The sequence below is a fragment of the Brevibacillus reuszeri genome, from assembly GCF_002897295.1.
In the GTDB taxonomy this organism is placed as follows: domain Bacteria; phylum Bacillota; class Bacilli; order Brevibacillales; family Brevibacillaceae; genus Brevibacillus; species Brevibacillus reuszeri_A.
Genome location: NZ_BEXF01000012.1, coordinates 43,743 through 63,437, shown reverse-complemented (window position 1 = coordinate 63,437; position 19,695 = coordinate 43,743). Strand labels below are relative to the sequence as shown.

The 19,695-nt window shown below is 46.5% G+C and carries 19 protein-coding genes and 1 riboswitch; of the genes, 15 read left to right on the top strand and 4 right to left on the bottom strand.

Annotation, left to right across the window (positions count from 1 at the left end; genetic code table 11):
- Positions 1-95: 95 nt before the first annotated feature.
- Positions 96-211: riboswitch (SAM riboswitch) on the top strand.
- Positions 212-301: 90 nt separating this feature from the next.
- The 4 genes from C3B52_RS19485 (at position 302) to C3B52_RS19470 (ending at position 4,722) form a co-directional block, all read left to right on the top strand.
- On the top strand, positions 302-1,315 hold the full coding sequence (locus C3B52_RS19485; RefSeq protein WP_103108071.1) for a methionine ABC transporter ATP-binding protein: 1,014 nt from the start codon (positions 302-304) through the stop codon (positions 1,313-1,315).
- Positions 1,316-1,984, top strand: coding sequence for a methionine ABC transporter permease (locus tag C3B52_RS19480; protein WP_103108070.1), 669 nt, complete (start codon positions 1,316-1,318; stop codon positions 1,982-1,984).
- Positions 1,985-2,039: 55 nt separating this feature from the next.
- Complete coding sequence (locus C3B52_RS19475) at positions 2,040-2,882, top strand: MetQ/NlpA family ABC transporter substrate-binding protein (protein ID WP_103108069.1); 843 nt, start codon at positions 2,040-2,042, stop codon at positions 2,880-2,882.
- A 187-nt stretch (positions 2,883-3,069) separates the two neighbouring features.
- A complete protein-coding gene (locus C3B52_RS19470) occupies positions 3,070-4,722 on the top strand; it encodes a peptide ABC transporter substrate-binding protein (protein WP_103108068.1) in 1,653 nt (550 codons plus the stop codon).
- Positions 4,723-4,845: 123 nt separating this feature from the next.
- Here the strand turns inward: C3B52_RS19470 and C3B52_RS19465 are convergent, their stop codons facing one another.
- On the bottom strand, positions 4,846-5,295 hold the full coding sequence (locus C3B52_RS19465; protein ID WP_103108067.1) for an SRPBCC family protein: 450 nt from the start codon (positions 5,293-5,295) through the stop codon (positions 4,846-4,848).
- Between the two features lie 117 nt (positions 5,296-5,412).
- Between C3B52_RS19465 and C3B52_RS19460 the strand changes: the two genes are divergently transcribed.
- Positions 5,413-6,213 (top strand): helix-turn-helix domain-containing protein, encoded by an 801-nt coding sequence (locus C3B52_RS19460; RefSeq protein ID WP_103108066.1) that lies wholly within the window; start codon positions 5,413-5,415, stop codon positions 6,211-6,213.
- A 59-nt stretch (positions 6,214-6,272) separates the two neighbouring features.
- On the opposite strand, the gene C3B52_RS19455 is transcribed toward C3B52_RS19460, so the two are convergent.
- Together C3B52_RS19455 and C3B52_RS19450 are read right to left on the bottom strand one after the other, a co-directional pair.
- Positions 6,273-6,518, bottom strand: a complete 246-nt coding sequence (locus C3B52_RS19455; RefSeq protein ID WP_103108065.1) for a hypothetical protein — start codon at positions 6,516-6,518, stop codon at positions 6,273-6,275.
- The gene (locus C3B52_RS19450) at positions 6,488-7,525 is read right to left on the bottom strand and encodes a nucleotide-binding protein (protein ID WP_103108064.1); all 1,038 of its coding nucleotides are present in this window, start codon (positions 7,523-7,525) and stop codon (positions 6,488-6,490) included. The genes C3B52_RS19455 and C3B52_RS19450 overlap by 31 nt, the downstream gene beginning before the upstream one ends.
- Before the next feature lie 265 nt (positions 7,526-7,790).
- Between C3B52_RS19450 and C3B52_RS19445 the strand changes: the two genes are divergently transcribed.
- The 7 genes from C3B52_RS19445 to C3B52_RS19415 all read left to right on the top strand — a co-directional run bounded on the left by C3B52_RS19445 (position 7,791) and on the right by C3B52_RS19415 (position 16,320).
- Positions 7,791-9,416, top strand: a complete 1,626-nt coding sequence (locus tag C3B52_RS19445; RefSeq protein WP_103108063.1) for a peptide ABC transporter substrate-binding protein — start codon at positions 7,791-7,793, stop codon at positions 9,414-9,416.
- 382 nt (positions 9,417-9,798) lie between these two features.
- Positions 9,799-11,442, top strand: coding sequence for a peptide ABC transporter substrate-binding protein (locus C3B52_RS19440; protein WP_103108062.1), 1,644 nt, complete (start codon positions 9,799-9,801; stop codon positions 11,440-11,442).
- A 141-nt stretch (positions 11,443-11,583) separates the two neighbouring features.
- The gene (locus tag C3B52_RS19435; protein ID WP_103108061.1) at positions 11,584-11,841 is read left to right on the top strand and encodes a hypothetical protein; all 258 of its coding nucleotides are present in this window, start codon (positions 11,584-11,586) and stop codon (positions 11,839-11,841) included.
- 100 nt (positions 11,842-11,941) lie between these two features.
- A complete protein-coding gene (locus C3B52_RS19430; protein WP_103108060.1) occupies positions 11,942-12,364 on the top strand; it encodes a hypothetical protein in 423 nt (140 codons plus the stop codon).
- Positions 12,365-12,528: 164 nt separating this feature from the next.
- Complete coding sequence (locus tag C3B52_RS19425) at positions 12,529-13,899, top strand: M28 family peptidase (RefSeq protein ID WP_103108059.1); 1,371 nt, start codon at positions 12,529-12,531, stop codon at positions 13,897-13,899.
- A 174-nt stretch (positions 13,900-14,073) separates the two neighbouring features.
- A complete protein-coding gene (locus C3B52_RS19420; RefSeq protein WP_103108058.1) occupies positions 14,074-15,756 on the top strand; it encodes an N-acetylmuramoyl-L-alanine amidase family protein in 1,683 nt (560 codons plus the stop codon).
- Positions 15,757-15,771: 15 nt separating this feature from the next.
- Positions 15,772-16,320 carry a GerMN domain-containing protein gene (locus C3B52_RS19415; protein WP_103108057.1) on the top strand — a complete coding sequence of 183 codons (549 nt, stop codon included), beginning with the start codon at positions 15,772-15,774 and terminating at the stop codon, positions 16,318-16,320.
- 69 nt (positions 16,321-16,389) lie between these two features.
- Here the strand turns inward: C3B52_RS19415 and C3B52_RS19410 are convergent, their stop codons facing one another.
- Positions 16,390-16,584 (bottom strand): DUF378 domain-containing protein, encoded by a 195-nt coding sequence (locus tag C3B52_RS19410; RefSeq protein WP_103108056.1) that lies wholly within the window; start codon positions 16,582-16,584, stop codon positions 16,390-16,392.
- 181 nt (positions 16,585-16,765) lie between these two features.
- On the opposite strand from C3B52_RS19410, the gene C3B52_RS19405 reads away from it, so the two are divergent.
- The 3 genes from C3B52_RS19405 (at position 16,766) to pstA (ending at position 19,683) form a co-directional block, all read left to right on the top strand.
- Positions 16,766-17,707, top strand: coding sequence for a phosphate ABC transporter substrate-binding protein (locus C3B52_RS19405; RefSeq protein ID WP_103108055.1), 942 nt, complete (start codon positions 16,766-16,768; stop codon positions 17,705-17,707).
- 137 nt (positions 17,708-17,844) lie between these two features.
- Positions 17,845-18,792: a phosphate ABC transporter permease subunit PstC gene (gene pstC / locus C3B52_RS19400; protein WP_103108054.1), complete on the top strand. Its 948-nt coding sequence runs from the start codon at positions 17,845-17,847 to the stop codon at positions 18,790-18,792.
- Positions 18,793-19,683, top strand: a complete 891-nt coding sequence (pstA, locus tag C3B52_RS19395; protein ID WP_103108053.1) for a phosphate ABC transporter permease PstA — start codon at positions 18,793-18,795, stop codon at positions 19,681-19,683.
- Positions 19,684-19,695: the final 12 nt, after the last annotated feature.

The window sequence follows — 19,695 nt, the reverse complement described above, 5'->3', positions numbered from 1 at the left end:
CCTACTATTTCTATTGACGTACTATTTTCAAAAGCGATATAATCCGACTTGTATCATGAAAATATGCAAAACGAACATAATATACGTGGAAATCTTTCTTATCAAGAGAGGCGGAGGGACAGGCCCTATGAAGCCCGGCAACCGGTCTATTTTCGAATAGACGTCGCGGTGCCAATTCCTACAAGATTAATTGGATCTTGATAGATGAGAAGGGTGGATGCGAACGTATAAATTGCGTTGCAGCCCCTTTTTCGTTTGATGAAAAAGGGGTTCGTTTGTTTTTAACGGGAGGTGGAAATGGTTGATTCAACTGCGTGAGCTGCATAAGAGCTATCTGGTACAGGGCAACAAAATCCCAGCATTGCTGGGTATCGACCTCTCTATCAAAAAGGGAGAAATATATGGGATTATCGGCCATTCCGGCGCGGGGAAAAGTACGTTGATACGTTGTATGAACCTGCTGGAGCGACCAACTACAGGTGAGGTCATTATTGACGGTGTTGATTTGACGAAGCTGGATGATCGGAAGCTGCAGGAACAGCGTCGCCACGTCGGCATGATTTTTCAACACTTTAATTTGCTGTCATCAGCGACGGTCGGAGATAATATCGCTTTTCCGCTGAAGCTGGCGAAGCGACCAAAGGCCGAAATCAAGCAAAAGGTGGACGAACTGCTAAAGCTGGTGGGCCTCGAGGATCATCGGGACAAATATCCGGCACAGCTGTCAGGCGGACAGAAGCAGCGGGTAGGAATTGCACGGGCTTTGGCGAACGACCCGAAAGTACTCCTGTGCGACGAAGCTACATCGGCGCTCGACCCACAGACGACCAACTCCATTTTGGCGCTGCTCCTGGACATTAATCGCAAGCTGGGACTGACCATCGTACTCATTACACATGAGATGCAGGTCATCCGTTCCATTTGTGATCGTGTAGGTGTCATAGACGGTGGTGTGATTGTCGAGGAAGGCGATGTGCTCGAAGTATTCCTCAAGCCGAAGCACCCGACCACACAGGAATTTGTGGAGCAGGTGGCTGATTCCCACGAACTGCGCGAAGCAGTAGCGCATGAGAAGGCTTCCGGTAATCGCACAATCGCACGCGTCACCTTTTTGGGGGAACAGACGTACAAGCCGATTCTGTTCCAGACGATGCAAGAGACAGGTACCGTGTTCAGTATTCTGCAGGGGACGATCTCTCGGATGAAGGACACCCCGTACGGTCAACTGGTTGTCGAACTGGAAGGCAATGCAGAACAAAACAAGCAGGCAATCGAGAAGCTGCGTGAGCGTGGCCTGGAAGTGGAGGTGATCTAGATGGAGTGGCTGGAATTAAAAAATGTGGATTGGTCTGAGATTGGAATCGGGACCGTAGATACACTCTCCATGCTTGGCTTTTCAACCTTGTTTACCATCTTGATTGGATTGCCGCTGGGCATCATTCTGTTTCTCACCTCAAGAGGGCAGCTTCTGGCCAACCGAGGATTTTATCTCGTCGCATCTTTTATTGTGAACGTCCTGCGTTCCGTTCCTTTTATCATTTTGATGATCTTATTAATTCCTGTTACCAAAGCGATTGTAGGTACCTCGCTGGGCGTACTTGGCTCCATCCCGCCGCTGGTCATCGGGGCAGCGCCATTTTTTGCCCGACTGGTCGAAACCTCCTTGCGGGAAGTAGATCGCGGGGTAACTGAGGCAGCGCAATCCATGGGTGCTTCGAACTGGCAAATTGTCTGGAACGTACTTTTGCCGGAAGCGCGCTCGGGTCTGATTGCAGGGATTACAATTACGACTGTCGCCCTCGTTTCCTATACGGCGATGTCTGGGGTTATCGGTGGCGGTGGCTTGGGTGACCTGGCGATTCGCTATGGATATCAGCGCTTCCAGACTGATGTCATGATTGTTACTGTTGTTATTTTGTTAGTGTTGGTTCAGATCTTACAATCGCTGGGGGACCGTCTGGTTCTCAAATACAGCCGCAAGTAAGGTCTTTCCATAAATCTTTTTAGAAGTGGTTTACAAATAAAGGGGGAAATCTACTGTGAAGAAACTGGTTGTATCTGTACTTTCTACTGTATTGGCATTTTCTTTGGCAGCTTGCGGAAGCAAAACAGAAACCGCTCCTGCTCCATCTACAGGTGGCGCTCAGGGTGGACAACAACAAGAAGTTACGTTGACTATTGGTGCTACTGCTGTACCACACGGGGAAATCCTGAAGTTTGTTCAACCTAAGCTGAAGGAACAAGGTGTAAACTTGGTAGTTAAAGAATTCACTGACTATGTACAACCAAACGTACAAGTAAATGAAAAACAACTAGACGGAAACTTCTTCCAACATAAACCATACCTGGAGCAATTCAATAAAGACCAAAACATGACTTTGGAGCCTGTGACTGCGGTACACGTTGAGCCGTTCGGTGCCTACTCCAAAAAAATCAAAAGCGTTGATGAGCTAGTTGATGGCGCAACAATTGCACTGCCAAACGACGTAACCAACAACGGTCGTGCGCTGGCTCTTCTCGAAAAAAATGGCGTAATCAAGCTGAAAGACGGCGTAGGCATCAGCGGTACTGTAAAAGATATCGTAGAAAACAAGAAAAACCTGAAATTCAAAGAAGTTGAGGCTGCTATGCTGCCGCGCGTTCTGGATGAAGTAGATCTGGCTCTGATCAACACGAACTATGCATTGGAAGCGAAGCTCGTACCAACCAAAGATGCTTTGTTCATCGAGGACAAAGAGTCTCCATATGCAAACTTCCTGGTAGCTCGTGCTGACAACAAAGACTCCGAAGCAATGCAAAAGCTGGCGAAAGAACTGAACTCGCCTGAGGTGAAAAAATTCATCGAAGACACATACCAAGGCGCGATCATCCCAGCGTTCTAAGTAACAAGATAATTGAACGATCAAATAAACCCAATCTGCCTACTACGGCAAGTTGGGTTTATTTTCTTTTATAATAGAATAAATATTCATAAAATTAAATTAAATCTCTTCAAACCCCATTCTCAAGCCCATTTCTGTCGAGTATATTGGTGGCGATAGAAAATATTTGATAAGGGGGAATATTTGAATGAGACAGAAAATTTCTATCGTTGCCAGTGTGATTATGATTGCGGGAAGTATTTTAGCAGGATGTGGAGGAGGGGGACAAACGCAGCAGCAGCCTCAGCCGAATTCGCCAAGCTCCGGTGAAGCAGCACAGGTGGCTGCATCGAAAGCGCCGCAAATCTTCCGTGCAAACCTGACGAGCGAGCCTTCGACGGCTGACCCTGGGTTAGCCAAGGACGCCACATCAGGAACGGTCGTAAGGGCTACATTCGACGGCTTGACTCGTCTGGATGCTGCCTCCAAGCCGATGAATTCGATGGCTTCAGACGTAAAGGTCTCGGAGGATAACCGAATCTATACCTTCACGCTCCGTGATGCCAAATGGAGCAACGGTGATCCGGTGACTGCCCAAGACTTTGAGTTTGCCTGGAAGCGAGTGCTCGATGCTAATCTGGGAGCGGAGTATGCCTATCAGCTCTATTACATCAAGAATGCCGAAAAAGTGCACAAAGGGCAGGCAAAAGCTGATGAGCTCGGCGTGAAGGTCATCGACGACAAGACATTAGAGGTAACCCTGGAGAATCCGACACCATTTTTCCTGGAGCTGACTGCTTTCTATACGTATTATCCTGTACCGAAAAAAGTGGTGGAAGCGAATCCGAAATGGGCATTCGAAGCTGCGACACACGTAGCGAATGGTCCGTTCAAAATGACGGAATGGAAGCACAAGAGCAAAATCGTCTTGGAAAAGAACGAAAACTACTGGGATAAAGACGCGGTTAATCTAGATAAGATCGAGTTTGTGATGATTGAGGACGACAGCACAGCGCTGGCCATGTTTGAAAATAATGAGCTGGACTGGGCAGGTCAACCGCTGGGGGGATTGCCAGTAGATGCAATTCCGTCCCTGAAGGAATCCGGAAAGCTGGTCATTCATCCAAAGGCAACCATGTACTGGTACAAGATCAACACGACCAAAGGACCGCTTAGCAATGCAAAGATTCGCAAGGCATTGGCGTATGCTGTAAATCGCCAAACGATTGTAGACAACATCACACAGGTAGGGCAGGTGCCTACGATGGGCCTCTTGCCGCAGTCGATGATTGTGAAGCCAGAAGGCTACTTCAAGGATCATGATGTTGAGACAGCCAAACAGCTGCTGGCAGAAGGCATGGCAGAGCTGGGCTTGACGAAGCTGCCTCCAATCTCACTGTCGTATAATACGACGGATCGTCACACCAAGATCGCCGAAGCACTGCAAGACCAGTGGAAAAAAGGCCTCGGCATCGATGTGAAGCTTTCCAACAAGGAATTCAAGGTGCATTTGCAAGACATGCATGAGCTGAAATACGAGCTAGGACGCCTCGGCTGGAACGCAGACTTTAACGACCCGATCAACTACCTGGAAATGTTCCGTGACGCCAATACAGGGAACAACGATACCGGCTGGGAGGATCCACGCTACCAAGAGCTGTTGAAGCAATCAGCTCTGGAAGGAAATCCAGAGAAGCGTAAAGAACTGATTGCCCAAGCTGAACAAATTTTCATGGATGCTATGCCTGTGATCCCGCTCTTTACGGATGTAGACGTATGGGTGCAAAGTGACAAGATAAAAGATGTACAAGTCGATGGACTCGGATTCATTGATTTGAAGTGGGCTAGCAAAACGGAATAAACCGTTGAAAGCTTCGTAACAAAAAAGCGGGCAAGAAGTGGAATTCCGCAGCCACTGATAAAAGGCTGCCGAATAATCTTCTTGTCCCGCGTTTTTTAGTCAGAGAGAATGCCTACTAGTGAATTAAAATCCCAAATCGAGCGTTTTGCCTGTTTCTGCATAGGTTTTAATATTGGAGAGAATCATTGGCCAATGCAGGCTTGTACTGGCGTAAGAGGGATGATCCTCTTGCCACTGGTCGTTAATGAGGGTTAACTTTGTGCATTTGCCGACCGGCTCTAGTGTAATCGTAACACGTGTCTCCAGTTCAGCATGGTTTTCACGGTATGAAGGACCAGGATGCTCGAGGTAGCTGATGATTCGGTTTGGTTCAAACTCCAGCAGCTTACCATATACATGTACGGTTTGGTCACCATCGTTTCCTGGTCCCACATAAGCAAGCTCTTCCCCTACTTGAAAAGTAGAGCGAATCGTGCATCCCCAGAAAATAGCAGATACACCTTCATCAGAAACAAGAACATGCCATACTTCCTCGGGCGTAGCGGCGATATAAAAATCGTAATGAAGATCCATGTGCGTACCTCCTGTGATTTCAAAAGTTTGGAATTGAAATCGTTTCTTTCAACCACTACTCTAAGTATAAACAGGAATTGGAAGGCCGTATTGTAAAAACGCGACAGGAGGCCGGGCATGGACAAAATCATAGACAAGTTTCCGAAGGGCGTTCTGCATGCATTGATCGCAGAAAAAAAGTTTTCACTCACCAGATTGCAGCCATCAGCAGAAATTGGCTATTTTGTGCAGCATTACTGGATTGTCAGATGGGATTTGCGCGGTCAAGCCCCCTATTCCCAGGTAGTAATTGCACATCCAAACGTAAATCTCGTATTTGAAAAAGGGGCTAGCGGAGTTTTCGGCGTAGCTAAAACGACCTCCTCCCACTTGCTGAAAGAGCAGGGCTGGGTCTTCGGAATAAAATTCAAGCCCGGGGGCTTTTATCCGTTTCTGAAGGCGCCTGTCTCTACATTAACGGGTAGTGTGATCGGCCTTGAGGAAGTATTCGGTATCGATACAGCGCGGCTGGAAACTGAAATTCTAAGCCAGCCTGATGATGCCACGATGCTGAGACTTGCCGAGCAATTTTTAACTACCCATTTGCCAGAACGTGATCCAAACACCGCACTGATTGCCGATATCGTCCAGATGATCCAGCAAGACCGGACGATCCTGAGGGTAGAGGATGTAGTACGCAGCTCTGGCATGAATAAGCGCACCATGCAGCGAATGTTTGACCGGTATGTAGGCGTCAGTCCGAAGTCGGTCATTCAGCGCTATCGCCTGCATGAGGCGGCTGAGCGTATGGATCAGGGAACCGCAGGGGATTGGCTGGATTTGTCCATCGCCCTTGGCTATTATGATCATTCGCATTTTATTCGCGATTTCCGTTCAATCGTCGGTGTTTCACCAGAAGAATACCGCCAATACAGGTAAAAAGTAAAAAGAGCTGACCTCCGCTGTCAAACGGATGGAGCAGCTCTTTCTTCTATTTGTTAGCCGATGTAGCGCGGTCTTTTAAAGCCGGCTTCTTGGGTAGCAATCACGACAATTCCTTCTTCAGAGTCGAGTACAGACGGTCCATCATGATAGATGACTCCCTGAAGAGAGGGAATGGCACCATGCACCTTTCTCGCTCGCTGTGCCAACAAAGAGCGCCAAACTTGCCGGGCTACATGTCTGGATACGGGTCTGACGTGGCCGGATACGGTCATGTGGGCATTCGGTTTTCGAGATGGCATGGCATCGTTCCCCTTTCTAGTATGGTTTCAAAGTAATAGAAGAGATCTTCATTCATACGAATCAGCTCTTCTGCGATTTCATTTAGCTCCATGGGCACATCCTTGGCTAGCAGGTGAATCGTGAATACAAAGATTTTCGCCACGGTAAAGCTGAGGATCAGCTCTTTATCATTCCCATACTTTTTGCCCGTGTACGAGATCACCTTTTTATTGGTCAAAAAGGAATCGACAACGTAGCTGCGAGGATGACTGTTACTTACATTGTATTCCAAAAAGTACGTTTTTGCATGATCTTTTATCGCGCCTGAGACCCCGATTTGTAACAACGCTTTGCCGTCCTCTGTCAATTGAAACAGCGTTGTTCCTTTGACCCGAAAATCTGCCATGGGACAAAACTCGTTATGCAGGGCGCCCAGCACAGCATGAGTACGAGGAATCATCTGGTCGCTGGACTCAATCGCGGAGAGAAGGAACCGCGCATGGGACTCCAGGCTGCGGATATAGCCCTGGCTTTCTTTTTCAGATAACCCCTGCTCTGTTAGTCCAAGCTTCCGAAGCTGTCGTCTGATCTGATGACAGGCAGAACCGATTTTTGCTGGGAAAAGGGAGGGATCAGTCGGGTGCTCATACGTGATGGGGGTAATCCCGAGCAAGTCAGTTGGCAGATGCAGTCCTTCGACATAACGCGGGGTCAAGAAAAAGACTCGTTCGATTCCGAGCCGACCTGCAAAGAGACCAAATTCAAATATTACATTATCGCGTACTGTTTTGACTTCCTGTTTTCGGTAGGTGGTCAGATCATCAGGTGTAAAAACAAAGACGGCAAAATCCACCCTTCTGGTCATTTCGATCAGATCGTGAAGTGTGACACTGCTAGGGTCAAAAACCCCCTGTGGCCAGACGATACAATCAGCATCATGCTCGAGTGCTGTCTGAATTTCATAGGCAACGGATAGACCTTCGACGGACGATCCGATAAAAATCTCCGGCTTCTGTTTCGCGTACATGCTGCCACGCCCCTTCTGGCAACCAATACTTACCTAATCCAATTACTCCCAGTGTAGAGGAATTCTCCTATTTTGCATAGTTTTTCTTGCTTGAGGCATACTGCATTTGATGAAGTTTTCGAATTTATTTCCCTTAATATAATTTGATATTCGAATAAAACATAATTAAACTTACTTAAAATGTCTTCAATATTACTAAAAATGCAGTATATTGTTGAAGTAGCTTTCAATGGAGTTTTACCGATATAAAAGGGGGTCAACACCAATGAAAAAAAGCGTATTTGCAGCTATGAGTTCTATTCTGGTTTTGAGTGCGGCACTGGCAGGCTGTGGCGGCGGTGAAAAAACCGGTGAACAAGGAGCTTCTACTGGTAACGAGCAAACTAGCGGTCCAAAAGTATTGCGCATGAACATGCACAGCGAGCCACCAACAGCTGACCCTGCGTTGGCTGAGGATTCTACTTCCGGTGCGCTTCTGCGTGCGACATTTGATGGACTTACTCGTATTAATGAAGACGGCAAACCACACGAATCTGTGGCTGAAAAAATCGATGTATCTGAAGATGGTTTGACATACACGTTCCACCTGCGTGACAGCAAATGGAGCAATGGCGATGCTGTAACGGCAAAAGACTTTGAATATGCGTGGAAGCGAGCGCTCGATCCGAAGCTGGGCTCCACTTATGCTTACCAGCTGTACTACCTGAAAAATGCTGAAGAGTACAACATGGGCAAAGCGAAAGCAGACGATGTTGGCGTAAAAGCACAAGATGATAAAACTCTTGTAGTGACATTGAAAAATCCAACTCCATTCTTCCTGGAGCTGACTGCTTTCTACACGTACTTCCCTGTTAACCAAAAAGTAGTTGAGTCCGATGCAAAATGGGCTGGGGAAGCGAAATCCCACGTAGGTAACGGTCCGTTCAAGATCGATACTTGGGAGCACAAGAGCAAGCTCGTTCTCGCTAAAAACGACAACTACTGGGATAAAGATGCTGTGAAACTGGACAAGATCGATTTCTCCATGGTTGAGGACGAAAACACTGAGCTGTCCATGTTTGACAATGGCGATCTGGACTGGGCAGGAGCTCCTATGAGCGCACTCCCTACTGACGCTGTTCCAGCATTGAAAGATTCCGGCAAAATGGAAACTCGTGCAATTGCGGGAACCTACATGTACAAATTCAATACGGAAAAAGCGCCTTTCAACAACGCGAAAATCCGTAAAGCGTTTGCGTATGCAATCGATCGCAAATCCATCATCGACAACGTAACGCAAACAAACCAAGAGCCAGCAATGGGCCTCGTACCTCCAACTATGGCTGTAGCAACAAGCCCTTACTTCAAGGACAACGATGCTGAAACAGCGAAAAAATTGCTGGAAGAAGGTATGAAAGAAGAAGGCATCACCAAAATGCCTACTCTGACTCTGTCCTTCAATACTTCCGAGGGTCACAAGAAGATTGCAGAAGCGATCCAAGACCAATGGAAAAAAGTATTGGGCGTAGACGTGAAGCTGGAAAACAAAGAGTGGAAAGTATTCTTGGATGACATGCACCAAGGTAAATTCCAAATCGCTCGTTCCAGCTGGACTGGTGACTACAACGATCCATACACTTTCCTGGATCTGTTCAAGCTCAAAAAAGGCAGCAACAACGATACCAACTGGGAAAATCCTAAATATCAGGAGCTGCTGAACAAATCTGCTCTTGAAAAGGACCCAGAAAAACGTAAACAAATCCTGGCTGAAGCAGAAGCAATCTTTATGGATGAAATGCCTGCAGCGCCAATCTACTACTACACTCATTCCTACGTGAAGAACGACAAAGTAAAAGGTGTTGTTCTCGACGGTCTGGGCTTCGTAGACTGGAAATGGGCAGACATTCAATAATCGAACAACCAAATAAGTATGAGAGAAGAAGGGCAAATGCGCCCTTCTTTTTTGTTTGCATAATTGAATGATAAACTTTTTGTTTATTCAAAATTTTATAACTAAAGGAAGATAAAGTTGTCGTCACATTCAGTTCTGAAGGCTGACTTTCAGAAAGTAAAAAATGAAAAAGGTTCATAAACCCTTATTTTATAAGGTTTTATTGGCATTTATAGAAGGGTGGAATCTTTTTCTGTTTTATTTTATCGATAAATTTATTTTTATATTTGATTAACAATCTTTATAAATAAATAAAAATTTATTAAATCAATCTAAAACATGTTTAAAAATAATATAAAAGCATGTATATTGAAAAAAGATTTAGAAAAGGGGGATTACTTGTATGAAAAAGAATGTTTTCGTAGCAATGAGTTCTATCCTCGTCCTTGGTGCAGCCCTCGCAGGTTGTGGTGGCGCGGGTAATGAAGCAGCTAAACCAGCAGACAACAATGCATCTCAAGGAGCTACAACTGAAAATGCAGCTGGTCCAAAAGTATTGAAACTGAACCTGCACTCTGAGCCACCAACAGCTGACCCAGGTATTGCGGAAGATACTACTTCCGGCACAATCATCACAGCTACCTTCGAAGGTCTGACTCGCGTTGGCAAAGACAACAAAGTACATGAAGCAGCAGCTGAGAGCTACACTGTCTCTGAAGACGGTAAAAAATATACATTCAAAATCCGCGACAACAAATGGAGCAACGGCGACGCTGTAACCGCTAAAGACTTCGAATTTGCTTGGAAACGCGCATTGGATCCGAAAACAGCTTCCAACTACGCATACCAGCTGTACTATGTGAAAGGTGCAGAAGCATACAACAAAGGCACTGGTAAAGTAGAAGACGTTGGCGTAAAAGCAGTTGACGACAAAACTTTGGAAGTTGAACTGAACAACCCAACTCCGTTCTTCTTGGAGCTGGTTGCATTCAAAACATACTTCCCAGTTAACCAAAAAGTAGTTGAAGGCAACGAAAAATGGGCAACGGATGCGAAAACCATCGTTGGTAACGGTCCATTCAAAATGGAAACATGGGAGCACAAGAGCAAGCTGATTGTTGTGAAAAACGACAACTACTGGGATAAAGACAATGTGAAACTGGACAAAATCGAGTTCTCCATGGTAGAAGACGAGAATACTGAGCTGTCCATGTTTGAAAATGGTGAGCTGGATTGGGCAGGTTCTCCGACTTCCGCTCTGCCAACTGACGCGATCCCGGCTTTGAAAGAATCCGGAAAAATGACAACTCAACCAATCGCGGGTACTTACTTCTACCGTTTCAACACGGAAAAAGCACCGTTCAACAACGCGAAAATCCGTAAAGCATTTGCTTACGCGATTGATCGCCAAGGCCTGATCGACAACATCCTGCAAGCTGGTCAGCTGCCTGCAACCGGTTATGTACCAATGAGCATGGCACTGAACAAAGATGGCTACTTCAAAGACAAAGACCTTGAAGCTGCTAAGAAAATGCTCGAAGAGGGTATGAGAGAGGCTGGCATCAGCAAATTCCCAGCAATCACTCTTTCCTATAACACTTCCGAAGGTCACAAAAAGATTGCTGAAGCAATCCAAGACCAATGGAAGAAAAACCTCGGCGTAGACGTGAAATTGGAGAACAAAGAGTGGAAAGTATACCTGGATGACGTGCATCAAGGTAAATACCAGGTAGCGCGTGCAGGCTGGTTGGGTGACTTCAACGATCCAATCAACTTCCTGGAAATGTTCAAGGATAAAGACGGCGGAAACAACGATACTCGTTGGGAAAATCCGAAGTACAAAGAACTCTTGAACCAATCCGCTCTGGAACCAGATCTGGAAAAACGTAAGGCTATCCTGGCTGAAGCTGAGCAAATCCTGATGGATGAAATGCCGATCATGCCAATCTACTACTACACTCAATCTTGGGTTAAAAACGACAAGGTTGACGGCGTAATCATCGATGGTTTGGGTGCCGTAGACTACAAATACGCTGACATCAAGTAATTTAGAAATGCTATCAAAAAGGGGAGAGGCGCTTTGTGTGCCTCTCTTCTTTTTTTGCACAATGCTGGACAAATGACCAATCCACTAAGCGACTCCTGACATAGAGTGAAAGGGAACAAACTGTGATCAGGAGGGATAACTGTGGATCTTGGCAAATTGCTGAGCATTGTAAAGTCGATTCCTAAGGATAAGCTGAAAACAGATGCTGGTTTAAAGGATGTCATTCGTGATATGGGCAAAAAGGTAGGGAAAAATTTCACGGATAAAGAATTAAACGGCTATGTCGCACAGTTTCGGCAGATGTCGAAAACGGAAAACGTCGGCAGTTTAATGAATAAGCTGTCCAAGAAAGGCATCGATGCGAAAGATTTGAACAACATCAAGAAACGCTTTAAATAAGGGACAAAAGTCAGGTTAACAGGAGGGAGGTGGGACTATCGCTGCCAAAGCAAAAAGGAAGCATAAGCTGACCGGCTCTCAGAATCATCTGATTGAATCAATGAACAAGCTTACAGACGCTAACAACTTGAACAATGCACAGATGATGCGCGAGATGAACCAGGTGCGTCAAGAACTACAAGATATGAAGGATACGCTCGGACGGCTCAAAGCAAGACCGGTAATCGAGCCAAGGCGAGGCATACTGTTTGGAGCTCGCCGTCGCCCGCCGGTACAAACTGTGCCGGAAAAAGCAAAGCCTGCCTTTTCGCTCGAAGATCTACTTCCACTATTGCCACACCTCAGCGGGGCGATCCCCCAATTAAAGAACCCTAAAGTGGCGGATTCGATCAAGGTCCTGTCTAATCCAGCTGTGCTGTCGATGATCCAGCAGTTTGTTGCGAGTGGCGGATTAAATATGCTGAAGGGATCGGGAACTGTTGAGCAGGTAAGCAGGAGAGAGAGGCGTGGATTGTTTCGGTAGCAAGTCATGGAGGCGTTCAATTAAGGAAACGCCTCTTTTTTTCTGGAGAAGAGATCTATATCTTTTGATGGATATTAATATCAGACTTTTCTCACTATACAAAAAATTGATCTTCCACATAATTATTTATGAATATATACTTCTTAATTATGAGGAGGACAAGCATGTTGAAAAAAACGGTAATTCCTTTCTGCCTTGTGGCGAGTTTGACGTTCGGAATAACTGCTTACGCTGCACCACATCCATCGAGCAGTGCATTTGACAACAAGATCGTCAAAAGAATAAAAGTAGACAACATCTACAATATGGTCAAGGAATTATCAGAGGAACCTAGAGTAGCCGGAACAAAATCTGAGCATGATGCTGTTACATATATAGAAAAGAAGTTTCAATCATATGGGTATGATACAGAACGGCAGCCATTTGAGTTTTACAGTTATTCAGGACCGACCGATTTTTCTTTTTCCGTTAGCGGTTTTGAAGATACGGACTGGGAGCTGGGCTCCTTTACCTATGGAGTGAACGGCAGCGTGACTGACGAAATCGTATATGCGGGGTTGGGAAGAGAGAACGATCTGGACGATGTGGACCTGGATGGCAAAATCGCGCTGATCAAGCGCGGGGAGATCTCTTTTGCGGATAAAGTGAAAAATGCGGCAGAGGCAGGGGCAAAAGCTGTCGTTATCTTCAATAATAGCTCCGGTACCATTAACGGGACACTTGGGGGGCCAGATGACAGCTATGTTCCAGTTTTGGCGCTTACGAAGTCGCAAGGTGAGGAACTTTTGTACCGATTGCAAAATGGTGAAGCGCTGACCGCAACAGTCACCGTAGAAGGTGCAAAGACGAAGGAAAGTACATCTTATAACGTCATCGCCACTAAAAAACCGGATAAAAACAAAGATAATGGGCAAATCATCATAGTCGGTGCTCATCACGACTCGGTAGAAGGAGCACCTGGTGCTAACGACGATGCTTCTGGTACAGCGACAACACTTGAGCTGGCTCGTGTTATGGCAAATATGCCGACAGATACGGAAATTCGCTTCATTACATTTGGAGCAGAAGAGAATGGACTTCTCGGCTCCTATGCCTACGTAGAATCAATGTCGGAAGAAGAAGTCGAAAATACGGTGGGCATGTTCCAGATGGACATGGTTGGTAGTAAGGATGCCGGAAAATTGATCATGTATACAGTAGACGGGGAGAAAAATGTGGTCACAGACTTGGGGGCAGCGGCCGGATCACGTTCGTCTGAGACTGTAAACTATGGTAGAGAAGGGCGAAGCGACCATGTTCCCTTTGCCGAGGCGGGAATTCCTATAGCACTGTTTATCCATGCACCGGTAGAGCCTTGGTACCATTCACCGGAAGACAGCATCGATAAAATAAGCAAGGACAAGCTTCAGGAAGTAGCTGAGATCGTAGGAGCAGCTGTTTATCAAATCGCACGTCCTGATACCCCAGCATTGAAAAAAGCGCACGTTGCTCCAAAGCCTGTCGATTATGATTTTGAGGAAAGAGAATTGGAATAATTTTTTAAAAAAAGTAGACGAAAGTGCCGGCAATCGGCACTTTTTTCTATTTCGACAGATTTGGTACCAAAAGACTACAAACTTTACAGGTCATGATGCGTCTAATAAAATGGTGAACGTTGCACAATTGCATATGGCCAAAAAACAAAACAGACATCAACGGAGGAGGACAGGATGAAAAGACGATTGTACCCGTTACTTCTAGCGATGCTAGTCCTGCTGCTGATCCCCGGTTGGGCAACAGCTGCAAAGGCAGCGAACGAGGAAGCCGTCAAGCTGATGATCGGTGGACAAGCTACTGAGCCTGATGTGCCGCCAGTCATCAAAAATGGACGTACATTGGTTCCTGTTCGTGTGATCGCGGAAGGTCTCGGGGCTGAGGTTGCATGGAACGAAAAATCCCGAACAGCCGTCATTACGCGGGGAGCACAGCAGCTTTCTCTCACGCTGGATTCAAAAAAAGCAGTGGTGAACGGCAAGCAGGTGACTCTTGATACGGCACCTGTCATCGCCAAGCAGCGCATGTTATTGCCGCTGCGCTTTGTCGGAGAATCTCTAGGTGTGACAGTGGGCTGGGATAACAGCAGCCGTACTGTAATCGCAAACGAAACGCCGCAGGTTCTGTTGAATGGACATGCCCCTTCGCAAGCGATCAAGACGTACCAAGTGTCAAGCGCGATGTATGTATCGGCACAGGCAGTAGCAGAACAAGTCGGACAAAAAGGATTTGCCTGGAAAAGACCCGAACGTGGTATGACGATTGACGACCAATTGGTTCTTCCATTAGAGCAAATCGAAAGTGAGCTTGGAGGCTCGTTTAGTTGGAATAAAAAAAAGAACATGGTTGAGATCGATCGATTGAATCATCTGAAGGATTTATCGATGGATGGAGATCGTGTGAGTATTAAGACGTCGATGCCAGTCCAGGCTCAAGCATTTGTGCTGACAGGTCCACATCGCATTGTACTGGACTTGCCGCAAACCTCCTTGGATGACAAGCTCGTGGATCTCTTGAGCGAGCAGAACAGCAACATCGGAAGCATCGGTGAGACAGAAGAGGTGCAGCGGGCCTCGCAAGACGACGAGGATGAGGACATGGATGAGGATACGGAAGAGTCCTATTCTTCGGACGAGCAGGCAGCAAAAGCAGATGTACAGCAAGATGAACCACTGATCTCGGCGCTGCGTTTTAGCCAATACAGTGCTTCACCTGATACTGTTCGTGTCGTCATTGAACTGAATCAAAAAAGCCAATACAGCCTGGTTAATACAGAGGACGGCATTGAGGTCAAGCTGACACCGAAGCCGAAGAAAACCGGGTACCTGATTGTGATCGACGCGGGTCACGGTGGTAAAGACCCAGGTACATTAGGTACTGCAGGCAACCATGAAAAGGATTATAATTTGGCCGTAGCCAATAAGGTTGTTGAGCTCTTGAAGCAGTACCCAGAGTTTCAAGTGGTACCAGTTCGCACAACAGATGTCTTTTATGAGCTGTCAGAGCGCGCAGCTATCGCGAACGATCGAGAGGCTGATTTGTTCCTGTCGATTCACGCAAATGCAGCACCAAGTGCGAAGGCGGGCGGTACAGAAACCTTCTACTATAATGCTAACAGTAAAACTTTTGCGGAAGTCGTACATAAACATCTGCAAGGCGCGACAAAATTCCAGGATCGCGGTGTCAAGGCAAGCGGCTTTTACGTGATTAAAAACACGCATATGCCAGCCGTTCTGACGGAAACAGGCTTCCTATCCAATCCGGCAGAAAACGCACAGCTGACGAACCCTGCTTTCCAGGACAAAATTGCCCAAGCGCTTGTAGCGGCGATCCGCGAATACTATCAGTCGTATCAGTAAGGGAGGTTTATTCCGATGAAAAAAAGTCGTATGATCTGGATGGCAGCTCTTGCCATGGTGCTCATGGCTGGTTGTGGGCAAAAAGCGGCTCCAGCGCCGCAGCCAACGACTCCGGTAGAACAGCCGTCTGGCTCGACTCCATCGACACCTGAGCCGAAGCTGACGAAGCAAAACATTTCCGTTTACTATTCGGATGCCGATTTGATGGATTTGCAAAAGGAAGAGCAGGAAATAACGTTTGCCGAGGACATCGAAAAGTACAAAAAAACGCTCTCGATGCTAGAAAAGCCCCAGAAGACAGAGGAGCATTTTCCGCTTTGGAAAGACTTCCACTATCATTCCGTGGCATTTGACAAAGGGACGTTGACCATTGATGCAGACAGTAAAAACCAGTATAATCTCGGAGCTAGTGGCGAAGGTATGGCACTTTCGGCGCTGCTGAAAACCTTTTTCCAATATGCAGAAGTACAAAAGATTGTGATCTTGGAAGACGGGAAAAAGACAGAATCGCTGATGGGTCACGTAGAGATCACTGAACCATTTACACGTGATAGCGTCAAATAAGCTCGTATAGAAAAAACGGCACGTCCTGAACCACTCAGGAAGGGCCGTTTTTTTGTTTTCGTGATCAGGTCAGGCTCGTTCTCTGTCACCAACCAAGAACTTGATGGCGTAAATCCCCGCCAAACCGACTAGCGTATAGACGATTCGACTCATGAGAGAGTCGGCCCCACCAAAGAGGGTTGCGACCAAATCAAATTGGAAGAGCCCGATAAGCCCCCAGTTTAAAGCACCAATAATGACAAGAATTAAGGCCAGTTTATTCACGCATGATCACCTCGTATAAAGAGTAGGCAAAGTATCTCCACAGTAAGTCCATTTCATACGACTTTGCTCTCATCTTTAAGAAAGCTTAACAATGGCAACACAATACAACAACATTCGACCTGTATAGTTTGTACTTGTAAGAGAGAAAAAAACCGACCCTTTTAAGGAGGATTTTCATCAAATGAAAAAACTCAGCAAAATGTTTATGGCGCTGACTTTTGTAGGAGCTTTGCTCGCAGGTTGTGGAAGCAATAATGCTGCCCCTGCACCAGCGCAACAACCAGCAACAACAACACCAGCACCATCTACGCCAGCACCAGAGGCAAACAAGCCAGCAGCTTCTAGTGAGCCAATTACAGCAGTAGGTTCTACCGCGTTGCAACCTCTCGTAGAACAAACAGCTAAAGACTTCATGGCAAAAAATGAGGGCGTTCAAATTCAAGTACAAGGCGGAGGAAGCGGTACTGGTCTTAGCCAAGTAGCAAGCGGTGCTGCAACGATCGGTAACTCCGACATTTTTGCAGAAGAGAAAAAAGGAATTCCAGCAAACGAGTTGGTTGACCATAAAGTAGCTGTTGTAGGTATGGCAGCAGCAGTAAGTCCAAAAGTAAAAGTAGACGATCTCACAAAACAACAGCTGATCGACATCTTCACAGGGAAAATCACAAACTGGAAAGAGGTTGGCGGCGATGATATGAAAATCACGCTCGTAAACCGTCCAAAATCTTCCGGTACTCGTGCAACATTCAGCAAATTCGCATTGGATGGAAAAGAAGAAGCAGAAGGTATCACAGAGGATTCCTCGGGTACAGTTCGCAAAATTATTGCTGAAACACCAGGTGCAATCGGATACCTCGCTCTGTCCTACTTCAACGATACTGTTAAAGCACTGAAATTGGATGGCGTAGAAGCAAATGCAGAAAATATCACAACAAACAAATACCCAGTTTGGGCATATGAGCATATGTACACGAAAGGTGAAGCTACTGGCAGCGCGAAAGCATTCCTGGAGTTCATCCTGACTGAAGAAGTACAAAAGAAAACAATCACTGAGCTCGGCTTCCTGCCTATTACTGACATGAAAGTAGAGCGCGACGCAGAAGGAAAAGTAACACAAAAATAAATATTCAAAGCAGTTGAAGCAAGATAGAGGGGTGGGGGGGCGCTTACCCCTCATTTTGCTTGTAAAGATGTAAATAATTATTTGCTAGTACAAGAAGTTTTCTTACGTTAAGTCGTTTTCTTTCCGGGAGGGAGAACATGAACCATCGTACCTATGGGTCAAAGACAGAACGGCAATCCATGATTGCGCGAAAAATGCTGACGTACAATAAGCGTCAGTTTACAGAGAATCTGACAGGTAGAACTATAGCATTGGTCTGTGCGGCCTTGCTGGTCGTAGTTGTTTTGTCCATCACCTATTTCATTGCATCCAAAGGACTGTCCACGTTCTTTGTGAACGGGGTCAGCATCACAGAATTTTTAACAGAGCTTAAATGGGATCCAGAGGGTGAGCCGTCTGTATACGGTGTATTTCCCTTTATTCTTGGTTCATTTTTAGTTACAGCATTGGCTGCACTGATTGCTGCTCCACTTGGCATTGGTGCTGCGATTTTCATGACAGAGATTTTCCCGAACTTCGGTAAAAAAGTATTGAAGCCGGTGATCGAGCTGTTGGTGGGAATTCCATCAGTCGTATACGGCTACGTAGGACTTACCCTGCTTGTTCCTTTTATTCGTGAGCAGTTTGATGTTTTAGGCTTTAGCTTGTTGGCTGGGGGTCTTGTACTGGCTCTGATGATTTTGCCAACGATCACGAGTGTGGCTACCGATGCGATTCAGGCAGTGCCTCAGGATTTGCGCAATGCATCACTGGCTTTGGGTGCTACACGCTGGCAAACGATTTGGAATGTAGTTTTGCATTCCTCGCTTCCAGGCTGTTTAACCGCGATTGTTTTGGGGATGGCACGCGCTTTTGGTGAGGCCTTGGCGGTACAGATGGTTATCGGTAATACAACCAAGCTGCCAGGTAGCATATTGGACCCAATCAGTACGCTGACGAGCGGAATTACGCTCAACATGGGGAATACGATTCAAGGCACCCCATACAATAACGCGCTTTGGTCGATGGCTTTGTTGCTATTGCTCATGTCCTTCATCTTCATCATGATTTTGCGCATCTTGGGCAGAAAAAGGATGGTGAAATAGATGAAAGCGAGAGTAATGGACCGCGCTGCTACGATTATTTTGACACTGATTGCCGTTTTGATTATCGGTACACTGGTAGGGCTTCTCGGCTTTATTTTGTCGCAGGGGTGGCACAAGCTAAATCTGGACTTTCTGACGTCACCACCTGATATCGTCAATGCAGGCGGCGGGATCGGACCACAGCTGTTTAACTCTTTGTACCTGCTTGTTCTAACGATGCTAATCGCCTTGCCGCTTGGCATTGGTGCAGGTATTTATATGGCTGAATATGCGCCGGACAACAAGTTCACACAGTTTATCCGGATGAGTATAGAAGTATTGTCTTCCCTTCCTTCGATTGTTGTCGGTTTGTTTGGCTTGCTGGTATTCGTAAATATGACTGGATGGGGATACACCCTGTTCTCGGGTGCACTTGCCCTGACAGTGTTTAATTTACCGCTATTGGTTCGCGTTACAGAGGATGCGCTGCGCAACGTACCACGCAGCCAAAAGGAAGCGAGCCTGGCACTGGGCATCACCAAATGGCGGACCATCGTCTCCGTCATTTTGCCAGCAGCTTTGCCTGGTATTATTACAGGAGCAATTCTCGCATCGGGACGTGTTTTTGGTGAGGCGGCAGCGCTGCTGTTTACAGCGGGTATGTCTTCGCCAAACCTGAACTTCACCGATTTCACATTAAACAGTCCTACTTCGCCGCTCAATCCGTTCCGTCCAGCTGAGACACTGGCTGTCCACATCTGGAAGGTGAACAGCGAAGGATTGACGCCAGATGCACGCGATGTTGCGGATGGAGCAGCCGCCGTACTCATTATTGCTGTTTTGCTCTTTAACGTCTCGGCCCGTTGGTTTGGTACATGGGTGTACAAGAAGATGACGTCAGGATCAAACTAGGAAGAGGTGGTA

What these genes read in the sequence shown, in the direction of transcription:
- pstC (WP_103108054.1), top strand. Translation starts at nt 17,845, where the DNA reads ATGAACCATCGTACCTATGGGTCAAAGACAGAACGGCAATCCATGATT.
- C3B52_RS19425 (WP_103108059.1), top strand. Translation starts at nt 12,529, where the DNA reads ATGTTGAAAAAAACGGTAATTCCTTTCTGCCTTGTGGCGAGTTTGACG.
- C3B52_RS19480 (WP_103108070.1), top strand. Translation starts at nt 1,316, where the DNA reads ATGGAGTGGCTGGAATTAAAAAATGTGGATTGGTCTGAGATTGGAATC.
- C3B52_RS19445 (WP_103108063.1), top strand. Translation starts at nt 7,791, where the DNA reads ATGAAAAAAAGCGTATTTGCAGCTATGAGTTCTATTCTGGTTTTGAGT.
- C3B52_RS19430 (WP_103108060.1), top strand. Translation starts at nt 11,942, where the DNA reads ATGAACAAGCTTACAGACGCTAACAACTTGAACAATGCACAGATGATG.
- C3B52_RS19455 (WP_103108065.1), bottom strand. Translation starts at nt 6,518, where the DNA reads ATGCCATCTCGAAAACCGAATGCCCACATGACCGTATCCGGCCACGTC.
- C3B52_RS19415 (WP_103108057.1), top strand. Translation starts at nt 15,772, where the DNA reads ATGAAAAAAAGTCGTATGATCTGGATGGCAGCTCTTGCCATGGTGCTC.
- C3B52_RS19440 (WP_103108062.1), top strand. Translation starts at nt 9,799, where the DNA reads ATGAAAAAGAATGTTTTCGTAGCAATGAGTTCTATCCTCGTCCTTGGT.
- C3B52_RS19450 (WP_103108064.1), bottom strand. Translation starts at nt 7,525, where the DNA reads ATGTACGCGAAACAGAAGCCGGAGATTTTTATCGGATCGTCCGTCGAA.
- C3B52_RS19465 (WP_103108067.1), bottom strand. Translation starts at nt 5,295, where the DNA reads ATGGATCTTCATTACGATTTTTATATCGCCGCTACGCCCGAGGAAGTA.
- C3B52_RS19460 (WP_103108066.1), top strand. Translation starts at nt 5,413, where the DNA reads ATGGACAAAATCATAGACAAGTTTCCGAAGGGCGTTCTGCATGCATTG.
- C3B52_RS19420 (WP_103108058.1), top strand. Translation starts at nt 14,074, where the DNA reads ATGAAAAGACGATTGTACCCGTTACTTCTAGCGATGCTAGTCCTGCTG.
- C3B52_RS19405 (WP_103108055.1), top strand. Translation starts at nt 16,766, where the DNA reads ATGAAAAAACTCAGCAAAATGTTTATGGCGCTGACTTTTGTAGGAGCT.
- pstA (WP_103108053.1), top strand. Translation starts at nt 18,793, where the DNA reads ATGAAAGCGAGAGTAATGGACCGCGCTGCTACGATTATTTTGACACTG.
- C3B52_RS19470 (WP_103108068.1), top strand. Translation starts at nt 3,070, where the DNA reads ATGAGACAGAAAATTTCTATCGTTGCCAGTGTGATTATGATTGCGGGA.